Raw genomic sequence first — 17,374 nt, 5'->3', positions numbered from 1 at the left:
TGTGGTACCCAAAACCGTTTTAACGCTACCGCTAACGGTTTTGACCACTCCGCCCCGAGCTGACAAAACAGTCCACCGGACTGTTTTGTTTAACCGCTCGCGCATAGCAAAAACGCATTTATCAAAAGAAAACACGCAAAACTTTGCGTGTTTTCTTCATTTGGTGTCGTTCTTGTAAGTTTGTACAAACTTTGTTCGCCTTTATACTCGCGTTTTTGCGGTCCGGACTTTTTTTACATTCCCTTTTTGTATGTTTTATAAATAAAATTACTGCACATCGTTTCAAGCACGGCGGAATAATTCATGTCAAATTCCACCACATCGCCCACCTGATAAGGTCGGGGACTTTCGGTGATATCCAAAATGATGTAGTCGCTGCTGCCACCCACAACCTCGGCATGGGTATCTCTCGGACGCAGACCGCTTACCGCCACATCCTGCTTGCCCACCGCTAAAATGGCGCGCTTGCGGATGCCCTTGTCCTCGTATTCGGGGAGCGCTTCGCCAAAGGTGTTCACTTCACCGCGGCTTCCTTTGGGAAGCGACGGCTTTTCTTTGATTTCCACAATCTGTGCTCTTAATACAAAGTTTTTGGTGTGAAACCCTTCAATTTTCTTTTCCAGACAGGGTACATTGCCGAAGAAAACCGCCTCGCCAAACCGCAGATTGTTGATTTTTTCGGGCAACAAGCCGTCTTTGAACATTTCAAAGGAGGTAGAGTTTCCGCCCGAAACCAGCTCTAACGTAATGCCAAGCTCTTTTTCAATATGCTCTGCTGTTTCCGCAAGCTCTTTCATGTTTTCTTCGTCAGGAATGATTGCACCGTAACAGCTGAGGTTTGTGCCAATGCCGTATAAGTAAAGATTTTCCATACCAAGCACTTCTTTTGTCAGCGCGGTAAGCTCTTGTAAATCACAGCCCTCACGGCGGTCGCCCAACTCATACATTAAAACAACCTTGTGTATTTTGTTCTGGCGCTTTGCCTCTTCGTTTAAGGCAATTAAGGTTTTAAGCTCGCTGTTCATGCTCACATCGGTATACTGCACAACCAACGGAATTTCCGAAAGCATCGGCTCCCGAATCAGCCATTTTTCAGCCCGGATATCCTTGTAGAGCACAAAGTTCTGGATGTGCGATTCGCAGATAGCGGAAATACCGTTTTCGGTAATGGCGTGGACAATTTCAATGTCCCTTGTCATGCCCTTGGTTACCACGCAAAGCTTTTTACCGCAGGCATCAAACATCGCCTGCATTTTCTTTGCGTTTTCCACAATACCGCTTAGGTTAATTTCAAGCTCCGGATACATCTTTTTCCCCTTTTTTGTCCACAAATTCTTTAATGGATTTGAGCGAATTCAATTCCAACTCAAAATCCGCATCGGTTAATTTCTTTTCTACGGTTACACCCTTGTTTTCAAGGGCAGTACGGATAATATGCTCTGCAAACCAGGGATTTTTTACTAAAACAGGTCCTAAAGCATTGGTGAAAATTACATTTTTGTATCTTGCACCCTCGGTTTGGTTTACATAGCCTGCGTTACCGCTGCCGTAATACAGTGTGCCCAAACGAAGCTCCGGCGCGGACAAAAGGGTGTCAAACATTTTAATCTGACAGCCTGCAATTTCCATGCCGTTTTCCTCTAAGGTGTACAAAATATCGTCACCGTAAATGGTGTCGCGCTCTTTAAGCTCTATATCTAAGATCCCAAAGCCCTCAAAGGTTTCGGTCTTGCGCACCGTTTTTTTCGCAAAAATGCCTGCAGACGCACCAATTAAAATGATGGTTTTGCCTGCCTCTGCAAAAGCTTTTAATTCACTTTCATATTTTCTTAAAGCCTTGATGATTTCGGGCATAACTTTAAGCTCGCCCACATTAAAGAACAAAATGTCGCTGTTTTCCAGCGGTACAGCATCGCTAAAGCGCTCTACCTTTTGGATTTTGACGTCCACATCCATCATTTTGCCCACTCTGTCCAAAGCCATTAAATTGCCTCTGTCCCCGTGTAAGTTCAAAATGTCGGGATACATCCATGCAATATTTAATTCGTTGTTCATGGTTTTACTCCTTATGATTTTTTGCGTATTTGTCCATCTGATGGTATTTGTGCATCCAGGTAATCAGGTACACATTGTCCATGTCATGCTTGTCCAGCTCTTTCATAATCTCCTCGGTGGAGTCGGTGGGCAGGATGGTGATATCCTTTTTGTCTACCCCTGCATATAAAAGACGGTTTGCCGAATCGTACGAAACCGCATCCGAGAAGCAGATGTAATGGGTAACGTTTGAATCAATCAGACGGTTTACATTACAGTCAAAGGCATAAAAGGTGTTGGTGTAAAAGGGATTGATGTCACGGATTTCCTCTAAACCGAGTAAGAACAGCTTCGGGGTGTGGTCGCTTGCGATGTATTCCAAAGCGGTCTGTAAGGTTTCGGGGTTTTCCTGCTTGATGCGGATGTATTTAATCACCTTGGACTTGTAATAAATGGTTTCTTTTCTGCCGGTGATGTTTTTAAAGTTGTCAAAGGCACTTAAAATCTTTTCGGTTTCAATGCCTAAGCTCTTGCAGATTGCAATACATAAGGTGTAGTTGTAAATAAAGAACGGCTCGGTGTTGTGTACCTTATAGGTGTTGCCTGCGCAAGAAAAAGTGCCTTCCTCAAAGTTGATATCTTTTGCAAAATAGTCAATATCGCTTTCACTCTTTAAGCCACAGCCTGCACATGCAAAATGTCCTACATTTTCTGCATTGTAATAGTCAAATTTGATTTTGTCACTGCAGATGGGGCAGGGCAGGGACACATCGTAAAAATCGTTTTTCTCAAAAGACAAGGCGTTGCGTTCAATACCGTAATAAACCGCCTTACCTGCATACTGCGCCAGCGATTTGGCTCTCGGCTCTTCGTTGTTTACAAACACGCGCATATCCTTGTTGATGACCGATTTGATTTTCTGATAAATATAATCCGGCTCGCCGTTTCTCTGTACCTGGTCTTTTTGAATGTTGGTGATACAAAGGTTTTTGGCAGGCAGATATTTGTGAATCATGGAAAGATATCTTTCGTCGGTTTCAAACACAAAATAATCGCTCTTTAATCTGCCGAACAGGGAAGCATCGCGAATCAGTGCCACCGCAACACCTGTTAAAAGGTTTGCACCCTCTAAGTTACTGGTAACAACCTTTCCGCTCTGTCTTAAAGTGTGTACCACCATGTTGTTGGTGGTGGACTTACCGTTTGTGCCGGTAATAAAGAACACTTTTTCATAATCAATCCCCGTGAAATGGGAAATAAAATCTTTCTGGATTTTGCAGGCGTAAATTCCTGCGATGTTGGTGCCTCGTTCTTTGTCAATGAGGTCGACCGCCTTGCAAATAAGCTTGCCTAAAATCAAAGCAAACCAAAAACGTAATTTTTTCATGTTCAAACATCTCCTCTAAACATTAAGTATAACATAAGTTGTCCCATAATTCAACAAAAAAATTCATTATGCAACCATTTTTTGGTCTGCGTCTTTCATTTTACGGATGTAGAAGATGAACATGCCGTAAAGGAAAACGCCGGTTACTGTCCAGGTGATGGGATAGGACATAAACAGCACCTTTATGGTGGGGTTTGCGGCAAACACCGTCATAATCCACAAAATACGAAGTCCGCAGGCACCTAAAAGCGAGCCGACCATGGAAAGGGCGGACTTGTTCATGGCACGGAGTGCACCGGTTGCCACTTCCATCACACCGCACAAAAAGTACACGGGGAGGGTCAGGAGTAAACGCTCTGTACCGCTGGCAAGGGTTTTGGCGTAAAATACAGCGTCCGTACTTTTGTTTAAAAAGAGGTTTAAAAGAGGCTCGCTGAACAAAATGCAAAGGGCACTGACCGAAACACCCAACACCATAGCACTGCCTGCACAGTAGACAACCGACTTTATAATGCGCTTTTTCTTGCCTGCACCGTAGTTTTGCCCCACAAACGAAAGGGTGGTGTGATACAGCGAGTTGGTCGCCTGATACACCATATTTTCAATGGTAGCGGCGGCAGTACAGCCTGCCATGGCGGCAGAGCCGAAGGAGTTGATGGCAGTCTGGATAAACACATTGGACAGCGAAAAGCCTGCCGACTGAATGGACGAGGGAATACCAATCTGAATAATCTGACGAAATTCGCCTTTGAAAACCTTAATATCCTTTATGCGCAGCTTATAGTCTTCCTTGCTTTTTACCAGACAGCGGGCTGTTAAAAATGCCGCTAAAATCTGGGAAAGCACGGTTGCCAGTGCAACACCCGATACTGCCATGTTTAAGCCGATAACAAATATCAAATTCAGCACTACATTGAGCAGTCCCGACAAAATCATGTAAATCATGGGTCTTTTTGTGTCGCCGATGGCGCGCAGAATTGCCGAGGCAAAGTTAAAAAGTGCCATGGCAGGCAGCCCTGCAAACAGGATTTTCATGTAAAGACTTGCCTTTGGGAGTACGTCATCGGGCGAGCCCATCAGACGAAGTAAGGGGGTCGAAAAAAGTATACCCACAATTCCCAAAATCACACCTACAATCAGGCTTAATGCCACAGAGGTATGTACCGCGCGGAACAAAGAGCCTTTGTTGCCTGACCCGAAATGCCGTGCAACCACAGAGCTTACGCCCACCGCAAGTCCAATCAGCACGCAGGTGATTAAGTTAATCAGAGAAGCGGTGGAGCCAACTGCCGCAAGGTCTGTTGCCCCTGCGAATTTGCCCACAACCATCTGGTCGGCGGCGTTATAGACCAGCTGTAACATGTTAGACAGCATAACCGGGATGAAAAATGCAACAATTTTGGTAAACAGCGGACCGTTGCACATGTCTACTGCGTGTTGTTTTTGCGTCCTTTGCATTTTTTTGCCTTCTTTCATTAAGGAATCAGTTGAATGATTGTTAAGCCTTTTTTCTGGGCGTACTGCACGGTTGAAGCGGTACCGCCCTTAGAATGTCCGTCATAAACCGCAATGAGCAAATCCGAGCGGTCTGCCATATAGCGGTTTCGCACATGCATACACCCTCTGTAATAATGGTCGCTGACCATAGCCACCGCATCACAGCGCTCTAAAATGGCGTTATACCGTGCCTTTTCCGCCTTGCTCCAGCTGTTTGACTGGCTCGGGCAGGGAACTGCCGCAATCAGCTTTATGGAAGAATTTTTTTCCTTTTCCTTAAGCACCGCCTCAGCAGCAAAGGTATCTACGCCAAGCGCCATGCCGGTGTAAAAGGTGTCTGCACCGTTTTTTATGACGGTTTGTATCTCTTCGGTGAGCCTTGCCTTCAGCTCTAAGCAAAGGGGATGCTGTTCATCCGTGCCAAAGGGTAAGCTCTGGGGTCTGTGCCCCGTAAAACATACTGTCATGGGTTCACTTCCTTATAATTTAGGGGTTTTGGCGGCAATGTCTTCCGGCAAAACCACGGTCTGCAGGCTTTGCATGAAAGCTTCTGTAACCTGCACATTGTATTTTTCGGGCACTTGCTTTGCCTGACCCTTTTCGGTGTCATACAGCACCACGGGCGTTTTGCCCTTGTGTTTTTGTAAAATTTCCAGTATTGCAGGGAATTTCTGCTCGCCTGCACAGCGGATATACAGCTTGCCTAAGGGAAGTGCGTTAGGAATGGTGGAAATTGCCTCGCACAAAATGGCAGGCTCGCGCTCTTCCTGCAAGCTCAGCTTTCCGCGCACCACCACAAAGCTTCCTTTGTTTAATGCGTTGCCGTATACGTTGTACAGCTTGGAAAACATCAGCACGTCCACCGAGCCGAAGCGGTCGGAAAGGGAAAAAATTGCCATTTTTTCATTCCGTTTTGTGATTTTAATGGCAACGCTTTCAATAATGCCTGCAACCGATATGAATTTTCCGTCCTTGGAAAAATCGTTTTCGTCCGCGGCGGAGCGGATGTCTAAAACGGTGGCGTTGGTGCATACCGAAAGCTCGTTTTTATACTTGTCCAGAGGATGACCCGAAATGTAAATGCCCATATACTCGTTTTCCTGGGCAAGACGGACCGATAAGTCCAGCTCAGGTACATTCGGGGCTTTGGGCTTGGTGACTTCCTGCATGTCGCCCAGATCAAAGAATGAAACCTGTCCTTCAAGCTTGTTGTGGCGGTCGTCCATGGCGGCATCCAATTCTAATTCATACAGCAAAAGAAGCTGTGCGCGGTTTAAGTCCAGCCGGTCAAAAGCACCGCTTTTAATCATGGCTTCCACCGCTCTTTTATTAATGGAAGAATACCGCACCATACGGGTGCAGAAATCGTCAAAGTTTAAAAATTCGCCGTTCTTCTGCCGTTCGGCAACCAAATCCGAAATGCAATTTAAGCCTACATTTTTAATGGCACTTAAACCAAAACGGATTGCCCCGTCCTCAACCGAGAAATCGGTAAAGCTTTTGTTGATGTCGGGAACCAACACCGAAATGCCCATTTTTTTGCATACCAGCATATATTCCGCAATTTTCGGGATGCGGTCTAAGAAGCTTGACATGAGTGCCGCAAAGAATTCTACGGGATAGTGGCATCTTAGGTACGCGGTACGGAATGCCACCACCGCATAGGCTGCCGCGTGGGATTTGTTAAAGGCGTATTTGGCAAAGTCCATCATCTGGTCGAAAATGGCAATGGCAGTCTGCTCGGGGATGCCGCGCTTTATGGCACCGTCAATGCCTGCACTTTCGTCTCCGTAAATGAACTGCACCCGTGCCTTTTCCATCACATCCCCCTTTTTCTTGGACATGGCGCGTCTTACCTGATCCGCACCGCCTAAGGAAAATCCGCCCAATTCACGTACAATCTGCATTACCTGCTCCTGATACACAATACAGCCGTAGGTTACGTTTAAGATAGGCTCTAAAGAGGGGTGTAAGTAAACAATCTGCTCGGGATGATTCTTATTTTTTATATAAGTAGGAATGGAATCCATCGGACCGGGTCGGTAGAGCGCAATGCCTGCAATGATGTCCTCCAGGGAGTTTGGCGAAAGCTCACGGATAAACTGACGCATACCGCCCGATTCAAGCTGGAACACCCCGTCGGTATCGCCGTTTGACAGCATTTTGTATACCGCAGGGTCTGTCATATCCACTTTTTCAATGTCCAGATCCACACCGCGTCGCTTTAAAAGCTTTACGGTGTCTGCAATCACCGTTAAGGTACGAAGCCCCAAAAAGTCCATCTTTAATAAGCCCAGCTCCTCTAAACGGGTCATGGTGTACTGGGTGGTGATGGCATCCCGGTTGCGGTAGAGGGGAACGTATTCTGCAATGGGCTTGCCCGTAATCACAACCCCTGCCGCATGAGTAGAGGCGTGACGGGGCATACCCTCTACGCGTTTGGATAACTCAATCAGCTCTGCCACCTGCTTGTTTTCCCTTGCCGCCTCGGTGATTTTTGGATTCTGGGCAATGGCTTTTTCCATGGTGATGTCAAGAGCACGCGGAATCAGCTTTGCCACGGCATCGGGTACGGAATAGGGAAGTCCCATGGCACGTCCCACATCACGCACCGCCGCCTTTGCCGCCATGGTACCGAAGGTAATAATCTGCGCCACATGGTCCTCACCGTATTTACGGGTGACATAATCAATCACCTCTTGTCGGCGCTCATAGCAAAAGTCCATGTCGATATCGGGCATGCTGACACGCTCGGGATTTAAGAATCGCTCAAAAAAGAGGTTGTATTTCACAGGGTCAATGTCGGTAATTTTTAAGGTGTAAGCAACTAAACTTCCTGCCGCAGACCCTCTGCCCGGACCTACGGGAATGTTTTCAGAACGTGCAAAATGAATCACATCCCACACAATCAGAAAATAATCCACAAACCCCATGTTGGAAATGACCGACAATTCATATTCCAATTGCGGTAAATGCTTTTCGTAGTCAACATATCGCTCCTTTAAGCCCGACACGCACAAATCGGTTAAATATTTTGCGTGGTCTGTGCCCGGAGGCAACGGAAAATCAGGCAAATGCCTGGTGGAAAAGTCTAATGTCACATTGCATTGCTCTGCGATTTTAACGGTGTTTTCAATGGCTTCGGGAAGCTTTGGAAATGCTTCTTTCATTTCCTCTTCCGATTTAAAATAGAACTCGTCCGTTTCAAACCGCATACGGTTTTCCTCGTCAACGGTTTTGCCCATCTGGATGCACATCAGCAAATCCTGCAGCTTTGCATCGGATTTTTCTAAGTAATGCACGTCGTTGGTGGCAACAAGCCCTACTTTAAGCTCCTGTGCCAGACGAATCAGATAGCCGTTGACCTGTGCCTGCTCGGGCACACCGTTGCTTTGCACCTCCAAATAAAAATTGTCTTTGCCAAAAATATCTATAAAGGCAAGGGCTTCTTTTTTTGCCCCCTCGTAGTCGTTTGCCAATAATTTTCGCGGAATGTCGCCTGCAAGACACGCGGAAAGCGCAATGATGCCCTTTGCATATTTTTTCAGCAGAGGCTTGTCAATTCTCGGCTTGTAATAAAAGCCGTCCACAAAGCCCGAGGACACAATCTTCATCAGGTTATGATACCCTTCATTGTCCTTTGCAAGCAACACCAAATGACCGTAACGGCTCTCGTCGTCTGCCGTACGGTCTGTCATAGAGCCGATGGCGGTATAAACCTCACATCCGATGATGGGCTTGATGCCCTTCTCCATAGCATATTTATAAAAGTCAACCGTTGCATACATGACACCGTGGTCTGTAATGGCAACAGCCGTATGTCCCATTTCCTTTGCCTTGTCCACCAGCTCTGTCACACGGCAGGCACCGTCAAGTAAGCTGTATTCCGAGTGGACATGTAAATGTACAAAACTCATACCTTACCTCCGCGGATGCGCTCTGCAATTTCCATCAGCTTTTTTAAACGGTGATTCAACCCCGACTTGCTGATAGGCTCATGCATCATGGTACACAAATCCTTTAAGGAAGCCTCGGGATTTTCGATACGCAGATAGGCAATCTCTTTTAATCCCTCATCCAAAGACTCCAGTCCGATGGTGCTCTGAATCTTTTTGATGGCTTCAATCTGCGGTGCACCTGCCTCAATGGACTTGGAAAGGTTCGCATACTCAAAATTTGTTCTGCGGTTGATGGTGTTCTTAAAATCCTTGGTCACCCGCGCCTCTTCCAAGAGCATAACCGATTTCTGGGCACCTGCATACCCCAAAAAGTCGTGAATGTAGTCGCCGCCCTTTAAATAGATGACATAGCTTGCCTTGCGGGCAATCACCTTTGCAAAAATTTCCAGTTCCTCCAAAATCGTCACAAATTCACGGCTTAAGCGGAAATGGTTGGTGGCAACCTCCAAATGATACCGCTTTTCAGGCTCTGCACACGACCCCGCAGTTAAAAACGCGCCCCGAAGCACTGCCCGCATACAGCAGGACTTGTCAGACAAAAAGTCAGACATCTGAAACGAAACAAAGTTTTTCATGTCTCTTGCGTTTTTAATCAGCTTAAAATAGCTTAAAACCTCGTTTAAACGGCTCTCGTCCGCAATTTCCACATCCATCAGTCCCGGTGTGGGTTTTAAAACCAAAAGGGCAGGCTTGTCAAATACCCGTTTTGTAAGCGACACAATGCGGTTTGCTAAATCACTGTTTTCGGTACGCACCAAAAGGGTGTTGTTTCGGATTTGTGCACCAAAACAGATGATGGCAAGAAGCTCGGCACTTGCACAGCAGTCCTTTTTTATGGGTTGCTCTGCCAGCTCATGCTTGATATCGGTGGAAAATGACATGATGAAACCTCTCCTTTCGTAAAATAGGTGAAAAAGGGGACTGTAAAACCTTACAACCCCTTTGTGCTTTTGTTATTTGCTGTCTTTATCAATGTCTCTGTGGTGCGTAAGCACACGGTGACCCATCGCCTTTAAGCGCTTGCTCATAACCTCGGTCAAGGTAACCGAGCGATGCTTACCGCCGGTACAGCCAATGGCAATAACCAGCTGATTTTTACCCTCCTGCTTGTAGTAAGGAATTAAGTACTCCAGCAAATCGGTGATTTTATCCAGGAATATCTGGGTCTGCTCATGCTTTAACACAAATTCCTGCACGTCGGCAGTTAAGCCCGTTAAAGGCTTTAATTCGGTTACATAAAAGGGATTGGGCAGAAAACGTACGTCTAAAACCAAATCTGCATCATTCGGGATGCCGTATTTGTAGCCAAAGGACATAACGTCCAAAATCAGTCCTTCATAAGAACCGCCTGCCACAAAAATATGAGAAAGCTCCTCCCGAAGCTCACGGGTCAGCATTTTTGTGGTGTCAATGATGTGACTTGCCCGCTCGCGCACAGATGCCATTAATTCTCTTTCCTTGTTCACCCCGTCAATGATTTTGCCGTCGGGGCAAAGGGGATGGGCACGTCTGGTTTCTTTATAGCGCTTAATCAGCACATCATCCGAGGCATCTAAGAACAGCACTTCGCATTCATGCTCGCCGTTTTCCATTTCGTCTAAGGTTGCAATCAAATCCTTAAAAAGCGAACGGCTTCTTATGTCGGTCACAAGTGCCACACGGTCAATGCTGCCGCCTGCACCCATAGAGATTTCCACAAATTTGGGAATCAGCACGGGGGGCATGTTGTCAATACAATAGTAGCCGAAATCCTCTAAGCATTTCATGGCACTGGATTTTCCCGCACCGGACATACCGGTTACAATTACGATTTTCATAGATGAATCACCTCGAATGTATGTAGTAGAGTAGAAAATTTAAATCAATTAAAACAGCTGTTTTACAATAGCAAGAACGTTTTTCTCGTTGCCCGAAAGCTCGCCGTTGGCTTCTACCGCCGCATAGCCGTCAAAGCCGCCTGCCTTTAAGCTGTCTGCAAATGCCTTGTAGTAGGGGGTTGCTTCATGGGGCTGTAATCTGTCCTCGGGCTGCGGAATGTGCACATGGTGCAGTTCCTTTACAAACTCGGCAGGCAGTTCGGGTGCCTCACCGTTTTTATACATGTGATAAATGTCCGCTAAAAGCTTTAAGCCGGGGCGATTGACTTCCTTCATGAAAGCATAGCCCTCGCTTACACGGTTAAAGCAGTTGGTTTCGGTGTAGTTTAACGGCTCTAATACCAAAGTGATGCCGTATTCTACAGCCTTTTCCGCGATACGGCGTGCAACCTCCAGCAATGCATCATAAGCTTCTTTTGCGTCCATGCCGTCGGGAATTCTTCTCTGCTTGCCCGAGCCGAATACGATGGTTTTCATGCCAAGCTTTTTGCATCTGGGATATACCTTGTCCAAAAATTCGTTCTGCCACTCGATACTGGATTCAGGGCCAATCAGTTGAATGCCGTTTTCAAAAATCCAGCCGGGGAACATGCAGTTTGCAGAATGAAGCTTAACACCATCTTTCTGCATACGCTTTGCTAAAATGTCTACTTCCTCGTCAGTCATTTCATAAATGGCTGCCATGTTGGTTTCTAAAAAATCAAAACCTGCGTCAATAAAAGATTTTGCCTTGTCGTAAGTTTCAAGGCGTAAGCCGATACATGCACCAAATTTCATTTTTTACTCCTCCTGCCAGTTGTATTTTGTTAAACGCCCCGCGGTTTTCAACTCGGGGTAGTCCCATTGCCGAAGCACCTCGTACACCGCAATTGCCACTGTGTTGGAAAGGTTTAAGCTTCTGGCATCGTTCTGCATGGGCACCCGGACACACGTTTCCTTATTTTCATAAAGGAGTGCTTCGGGAAGCCCTGCGTCCTCTCTGCCGAAAACCAGATAGCAGTTGTCGGGATACTCTGCGTCGGTATGACGGTTCAAGCCTTTTGTGGTAAAGTAAAAGAAATGACCGTCCTTATTTTTTTCAAAAAATTCTTCTGTGCTCTGATACCGATGAATTTCCATCAAATGCCAGTAATCCAGCCCTGCGCGCTTCAGCTTTTTGTCATCAATTTTAAAGCCCATCGGCTCTACCAGATGCAAAACCGCGTTGGTTGCGGCACAGGTGCGCACAATGTTGCCGGTGTTCTGGGGGATTTGCGGTTCAATCAGTACCACATTCAATCTTGCCATTATTCCTCCCAGTTGTGCGAAATGTTCTGCACATCGTCGCTGTCTTCCAGCATATCAATCATCTTATTCATGTTTTTAATGGCATCCTCGTCCGTTAAAGTAACGGTGGTCTGGGGCACATATTCCACCTCTGCCTGGGAAAAGGCATAGCCCTTTTCTTCCAACGCATCGCGAACAACACCCAAATCATTGGGTTCGGTTAAAATTTCAAAATAGCCTTCCTCGGGCGAAAAATCGCTTGCACCGGCATCTAACGCATCCATCATAACGGTATCTTCGTCCAGGTCGCTGTCTTCGTTGTCGATAATGATGATGCCCTTGCGGTCGAACATATAGCTTACACAGCCCTGAGTACCCAGGTTACCGCCACACTTGTCAAAGCAATGACGTACATCGGAAGCGGTTCTGTTACGGTTGTCGGTTAAGGTTTCTACGATAACCGCAACGCCCGAAGGACCGTAGCCTTCATAAATGATGCTTTCATAATCTGCACCGCCGTCTTCGCCGGCTGCCTTTTTGATGGAGCGGGAGATGTTGTCGTTGGGCACGTTTGCAGCCTTTGCCTTTGCAATGACGTCACGCAGTTTTGCGTTTGCATCGGGGTCAGCACCGCCTTCTTTGACAGCCACCGCGATTTCTCTGCCGAATTTGGTGAAAATCTTGGCTCTCTGGCTGTCACTCTTTTCCTTTTTGTTTTTGATGTTGTTCCATTTGGAATGTCCTGACATTGTATTTTCAATCCTTTCAAAAAATAATGTACAAAGTTTTTCAACATATTATAACATGTTCCGCGCAATATGGCAAGTCCTTTTTTATATATTTTTATATATAATATATAATATAAAGCCACCCTCATCAGAGGGAGCCTTTTTTCGCCTCCCTCTGACGAGGGAGGTGTCACCGCAGAGCGGTGACGGAGGGAGAGAAAGTCCAAAAGCTTCCAAGTAATACTTTTTGGATAGTGCTCACTGCGTTCAGGATGACGGTTTCAGGGTCACTGCCTTCTCCGTCATTCTGAAGGCAAAGTCAGCCCTGAACACGGCACCATCCATAGCCTTCCCCTTGAGGGGAAGGTGTCAACTGTAAGTTGACGGATGAGGTGTCATTCTGAGCGACAGCGAAGAATCCCATAAACAAAGCACTCCTATGCACGCGAAGCGTGCCACTCGCAAAAAGTATTTCGCAGAAAACTTTTTGCGAAAGAGGAGCAACCGACCGAAAAGCGAAGTTGTGTTTTGAAAAAACGCAACGAGCAAACAGGTCGCGTTGCGACGACAGTCCAATCTGCTTCGCACATTGGCTGTCTCAACGAACCCGCTTCGCGTGTTCGGTCTCTCCGTGGCGAACAAAAAAACCGTCACCCGAACGGGTAACGGTTTTTTTGGCACGCCCGGAGAGATTCGAACTCCCGACCTTTTGGTTCGTAGCCAAACACTCTATCCAGCTGAGCTACGGGCGCATATTCTTTTTAACAGCTTGATTATTATAACACAGTTTTTAAAAAAAATCAAGCCCTATTTTGAAAAAAATAAAATTTTTTTATGCTTGCTCAAAAAGTATCATTTTCGAGTAAAAAAGTGACATAAAATTATCATTTTTCGTATTGTTTTTTGGGCTGAAATATGTTACTATATAATTATGAAGAAGTCGCTTTGCATAACTTGTGGCATTTCTGTTAAACAGACAGTACAAAAAAGGCATGCTTTGCCGTGGCAAAGCCTAAAAAAGTATTGTTTGGGGATGAAAATGTATAATCAGGTAAAGTACTTCCTATAAAAAAGAAAAGGAGAGAAAAAGATGAAAAGAACAATAGCATTGATTCTTGCTCTTTTAATGGTATGCTCCTGCCTGCCCGTTTTTGCGGCATCCAAGGCTTCGGAACAAAAGTTCAGCACAGATTCCTTAAAAGGCGAAATCATTATTGAAAATCCTGCTCTGGCAGGTGACGGGTGGAAGGATTCTACCCTCAGCTTCAAGCATAAGTGGACAACAAATTCAGGTGCAATGGCTACCTATGCGGTAGAGGGCATTGCAGCCGGCAATTATGAAGCTTATTTCTGGCTCATTCCGCATAAAAACGATGCATTAACCATCGATATTTATGTAGACCATAACGGCAAAACCTCAAAGAGCACTTTGTATCAGAAATTAAATGCCGATGAAACCGTTGAAGCAGGCTGGGTATCCTTTGGTGTATTTGACTTTGCAAAAGACGGCGATCAGAAAATTTACACCCCTTGCTTGGGCGGTAACATCCGTGCCACAAAGATGAGACTTGTTCCCACCAAGGCAGCGGTTACCGGCACAGGTGATGCAAAATTTGAAGGTCAGATGCCCGCAACTCCTGCACCCGATGCATCTGCAGGCGACAACGTATCTGCAGATAACGCGACCCACGAGGGCGAAGTGATTTATCACTATAAAAAGGCTGAGGTTTCTGCAGGCTATGCGGATTCCACAACCTTAAAGAACTTTGACGGCGGTTCGCAGGCATGGAACAACAAAAAAGGTGAAACCATCAAGTATACCGCAACCGGCATCAAGCCCGGCAACTACGAAATCTACTATTATATTATTCCCCACGATGCAAATGCGGAAAAAATGACCTTTACCGTTTCGCATAACGGCAAAACCACAGACATTTTCTGCTTACAGAATCCCTTAAAGGGCGGTCCGAAGGATGCCGGCTGGGTTTCCATGGGCGTTCTGGATTTTGCAGGCACAGGCGATGAAACTTTCTTACATACCAATCCCGGCGGCGGTCATACCCGCGGTACAGGCTTAAAGCTTGTTCCCACCGATAAGGAAGTGGGCGCAGGAAGTGCTGCAGAAGCACCTGTGCAGGTAGGCACCGTTCCCGAAGCGGTTTACGTTAGCGGTAAGCCCGCAAAGGTCAATGTTCCTCACGGCGATTCTCAGCTCAAAGACATTTCGGTTGATCCCATGGGCAGTGTTACCTATGAAGGCTCCTGGACCTTCTCCAGTGCAGTACCCGGCCCGATGAAAAATGCGGCAAACAGCATGTGGATTGCGGCAGAAAATGCAAACGGCGGCAAAGCAACCGTGACCTACAACCCCGATATCATGGCGGTTGGTGACGTGAACATCTTTGTTTACCTGCTCTGGTGGAAAGAAAACCAGAATACGCGCGTTAAATACGAAGTACACCACAACGGCAAGGTGGACGAAATCGTTTTAGACCCCACAGCATTAAACGAAAGCTCCTGGGTAAACCTGGGTACCTTTGATTTTGCAGGTAAATCCGATGAAGAATTTGTAAAGCTTGTTGCAGTAGACAACGAGACCTTAAAAGCCAATACCAGAGCTTCGACCATTATGTTTGAAATCGTAAACACCGAAGGCGGTATCTGGCAGACCAGATATGTAACACCCGTTTACGATGCTACCGAAGAGATGGAAGCAAAATTGAAGAGCTTGGCTAAGCTCGATAAATTCGACGACATGGTTGAACACTGGGCACACTATGATGTAGAATACATGGCAAACGAAGGTTTAATCTCCGGTGTTGCAGACAACCTCTTCGACCCCGAAGCAAACATTACAAGAGCCGAATATTTAACCATCTTAGACCGCGCAATGGGTTATGAGCTTATCACAGGTGAATCTTATCCCGATGTTGCACAGGATGCATGGTATGCAACCTATGTGGCAACCGCAAAGGCAAACGGCTTGATTGAAGGCTTGCCGGTAGATGACGGCTTCAAGCCCGAACAGCCCATCACCCGTGAAGAAATGGCACTTTTTGCATACAATGCAATCAAAGCAACCAAGAAGGATGATGCATGGGTAGCAAACATGCCCGACGTATGGGGTAATTTCTCCGATACCGCAGAAATTTCCGACTGGGCAAAAGAAGCATTAAGATATTTAATTCAGACCGAAATCATCAAAGGTACTTCCGAAACAACCGTAGAAGCAAAGGCAAATGCAACAAGAGCACAGGGTGCGGTTATCTTAAAGAGATTCATGCAGCTCTTTGTATGGGCAGGACCTCCGGTTGACCAGGAATGGGAATTGATGTTCTATGATGAATTCTTGGGCAACGAAGTAAACTGGGGTGTATGGCGCTCCGACGCATCCTCGCCCGGACACATTCAGTCCTCCAGATGGCCTGAAAACGTAGAACAGCATGACGGTTCTTTGCATCTTGTAATCCGTAAGGAAGAAAGAGGCGGTAAGCAGTGGACAGCAGGCTCTGTATGGGCACGTCCCGAAGTGTTTGCACAGACCTACGGTTACTGGGAAGCACGCTATAAAATTGCAGCAGCACCCGGTATCAACAACTCTTTCTGGACGTATGTGCCCCACGGTCATAACATCCATAAAGACCCCGATCCGTTGACACATTACGAATTGGATATCAACGAAGGCCATTACCCGAACGAAATGGCAACCAACTATCACACCTGGGTAACCGGCGAAAGAAAACAGCATTCCAAAGCATTCAAGTTTGAATATGACTTGTCGCAGGATTATCATACCTATGCCCTCGAATGGACACCCGAAAAGCTGATTTTCTACTTTGACGGCGTAGCAGTTCGTGAACAGGAAAACTATAATGCACATCAGCTTCAGTACCCGTATCTGTCTTCCGCAGTATTAAACTGGGCAGGTCAGATTACCGACGAGGCAGACGGTACTGCGCAGATTATTGACTATGTTCGTATCTGGCAGACCAAGGCAAATGCAAACGATCCCAAGCTCAACTACAAGGGCGAACCTATGGTAGGTGTTGGTCCTGCAGACCAGGGTCCGACCGTTTCCAAGCCTTCCATAAGTGAAGAATTGGGTATTGAAATTCCTACTGTAGCTGTAAAAGACCAGGCTGTGGACAAAGAAACCTATGCAGGTGAAATTATTGTTCCTGCAGAAGTAGAAGGTAAATGGGATACATCTTCCTTTGCGCCTAACTATGACGGTGGTTCACACAAATGGTCCAACACAGTAGGTGCAAAATCCACCTACGACCTGTCCGGTGTAAAGGCAGGCAAATACAAGATTTATATGTGGAGACTTCCGCATATGCACAATATCGGACAGATGGATATGCTCTTGTATCAGGACGGTAAAAATACCCTTGCAGGTTCTGTGGCATTAAAGCTTGCAGAAGGCGAAACCGCTGAACCCGGTTGGGTTTTAATCGGCGAACAGGAAATTAAGGGTGGCGCAGATTGCTACATCCATTATACCTGCACTGGTACAAACTGCCGTGCAACAGCTGTAAAGCTTGTTCCTGTAAAATAATTCTCTGAATATCTATATCCCTGCACCGCTTTGGCGGTGCAGGGAATTGTCTCTCTTGAAAGGTTTTA

General features: G+C 46.3%; 12 protein-coding genes and 1 tRNA gene. 1 reads left to right on the top strand and 12 read right to left on the bottom strand.

Translation table 11 applies throughout. From position 1 onward, the window contains the following. Positions 1-233: 233 nt before the first annotated feature. From IJE10_11645 to IJE10_11590, 12 genes are all read right to left on the bottom strand, one after another. Positions 234-1,307 carry an alanine/ornithine racemase family PLP-dependent enzyme gene (locus IJE10_11645; protein MBQ2968756.1) on the bottom strand — a complete coding sequence of 358 codons (1,074 nt, stop codon included), beginning with the start codon at positions 1,305-1,307 and terminating at the stop codon, positions 234-236. Then, the gene (locus IJE10_11640) at positions 1,291-2,055 is read right to left on the bottom strand and encodes a hypothetical protein (GenBank protein MBQ2968755.1); all 765 of its coding nucleotides are present in this window, start codon (positions 2,053-2,055) and stop codon (positions 1,291-1,293) included. Before IJE10_11640 ends, IJE10_11645 begins: the two co-directional genes overlap by 17 nt. A 4-nt stretch (positions 2,056-2,059) precedes the next feature. Further along, positions 2,060-3,421: a DUF1727 domain-containing protein gene (locus tag IJE10_11635; GenBank protein MBQ2968754.1), complete on the bottom strand. Its 1,362-nt coding sequence runs from the start codon at positions 3,419-3,421 to the stop codon at positions 2,060-2,062. A gap of 66 nt (positions 3,422-3,487) precedes the next feature. Beyond that, entirely contained in the window at positions 3,488-4,879 is a 1,392-nt protein-coding gene (locus IJE10_11630; GenBank protein MBQ2968753.1) for an MATE family efflux transporter, read from the bottom strand. Positions 4,880-4,896: 17 nt separating this feature from the next. Next, positions 4,897-5,385, bottom strand: a complete 489-nt coding sequence (locus tag IJE10_11625) for a DUF1273 family protein (GenBank protein ID MBQ2968752.1) — start codon at positions 5,383-5,385, stop codon at positions 4,897-4,899. Positions 5,386-5,397: 12 nt separating this feature from the next. Further along, a complete protein-coding gene (locus IJE10_11620) occupies positions 5,398-8,835 on the bottom strand; it encodes a DNA polymerase III subunit alpha (GenBank protein MBQ2968751.1) in 3,438 nt (1,145 codons plus the stop codon). After that, the gene (gene whiA / locus IJE10_11615) at positions 8,832-9,758 is read right to left on the bottom strand and encodes a DNA-binding protein WhiA (GenBank protein ID MBQ2968750.1); all 927 of its coding nucleotides are present in this window, start codon (positions 9,756-9,758) and stop codon (positions 8,832-8,834) included. Before whiA ends, IJE10_11620 begins: the two co-directional genes overlap by 4 nt. A 72-nt stretch (positions 9,759-9,830) precedes the next feature. Next, entirely contained in the window at positions 9,831-10,694 is an 864-nt protein-coding gene (rapZ, locus tag IJE10_11610) for an RNase adapter RapZ (protein MBQ2968749.1), read from the bottom strand. Between the two features lie 48 nt (positions 10,695-10,742). Next, complete coding sequence (locus IJE10_11605) at positions 10,743-11,531, bottom strand: sugar phosphate isomerase/epimerase (protein ID MBQ2968748.1); 789 nt, start codon at positions 11,529-11,531, stop codon at positions 10,743-10,745. A 3-nt stretch (positions 11,532-11,534) separates the two neighbouring features. Beyond that, positions 11,535-12,041 carry a tRNA (uridine(34)/cytosine(34)/5-carboxymethylaminomethyluridine(34)-2'-O)-methyltransferase TrmL gene (gene trmL, locus IJE10_11600; GenBank protein ID MBQ2968747.1) on the bottom strand — a complete coding sequence of 169 codons (507 nt, stop codon included), beginning with the start codon at positions 12,039-12,041 and terminating at the stop codon, positions 11,535-11,537. After that, a complete protein-coding gene (locus tag IJE10_11595) occupies positions 12,041-12,769 on the bottom strand; it encodes a YebC/PmpR family DNA-binding transcriptional regulator (protein MBQ2968746.1) in 729 nt (242 codons plus the stop codon). The genes trmL and IJE10_11595 overlap by 1 nt, the downstream gene beginning before the upstream one ends. A gap of 654 nt (positions 12,770-13,423) precedes the next feature. Next, positions 13,424-13,500 (bottom strand) — tRNA-Arg (locus IJE10_11590). Positions 13,501-13,838: 338 nt separating this feature from the next. On the opposite strand from IJE10_11590, the gene IJE10_11585 reads away from it, so the two are divergent. After that, entirely contained in the window at positions 13,839-17,306 is a 3,468-nt protein-coding gene (locus IJE10_11585) for an S-layer homology domain-containing protein (GenBank protein ID MBQ2968745.1), read from the top strand. Positions 17,307-17,374: the final 68 nt, after the last annotated feature.

This window comes from Clostridia bacterium (assembly GCA_017410375.1).
GTDB lineage: Bacteria > Bacillota > Clostridia > RGIG6154 > RGIG6154 > RGIG6154.
Note: the sequence above shows the minus strand (reverse complement) of the source record. Positions and strands in the feature narration are given on the sequence as shown.

Coding starts and splice junctions, on each gene's coding strand:
- IJE10_11640 (MBQ2968755.1), bottom strand. CDS start 2,055: ATGAACAACGAATTAAATATTGCATGGATGTATCCCGACATTTTGAAC.
- trmL (MBQ2968747.1), bottom strand. CDS start 12,041: ATGGCAAGATTGAATGTGGTACTGATTGAACCGCAAATCCCCCAGAAC.
- IJE10_11620 (MBQ2968751.1), bottom strand. CDS start 8,835: ATGAGTTTTGTACATTTACATGTCCACTCGGAATACAGCTTACTTGAC.
- whiA (MBQ2968750.1), bottom strand. CDS start 9,758: ATGTCATTTTCCACCGATATCAAGCATGAGCTGGCAGAGCAACCCATA.
- rapZ (MBQ2968749.1), bottom strand. CDS start 10,694: ATGAAAATCGTAATTGTAACCGGTATGTCCGGTGCGGGAAAATCCAGT.
- IJE10_11595 (MBQ2968746.1), bottom strand. CDS start 12,769: ATGTCAGGACATTCCAAATGGAACAACATCAAAAACAAAAAGGAAAAG.
- IJE10_11605 (MBQ2968748.1), bottom strand. CDS start 11,531: ATGAAATTTGGTGCATGTATCGGCTTACGCCTTGAAACTTACGACAAG.
- IJE10_11625 (MBQ2968752.1), bottom strand. CDS start 5,385: ATGACAGTATGTTTTACGGGGCACAGACCCCAGAGCTTACCCTTTGGC.
- IJE10_11585 (MBQ2968745.1), top strand. CDS start 13,839: ATGAAAAGAACAATAGCATTGATTCTTGCTCTTTTAATGGTATGCTCC.
- IJE10_11635 (MBQ2968754.1), bottom strand. CDS start 3,421: ATGAAAAAATTACGTTTTTGGTTTGCTTTGATTTTAGGCAAGCTTATT.
- IJE10_11645 (MBQ2968756.1), bottom strand. CDS start 1,307: ATGTATCCGGAGCTTGAAATTAACCTAAGCGGTATTGTGGAAAACGCA.
- IJE10_11630 (MBQ2968753.1), bottom strand. CDS start 4,879: ATGCAAAGGACGCAAAAACAACACGCAGTAGACATGTGCAACGGTCCG.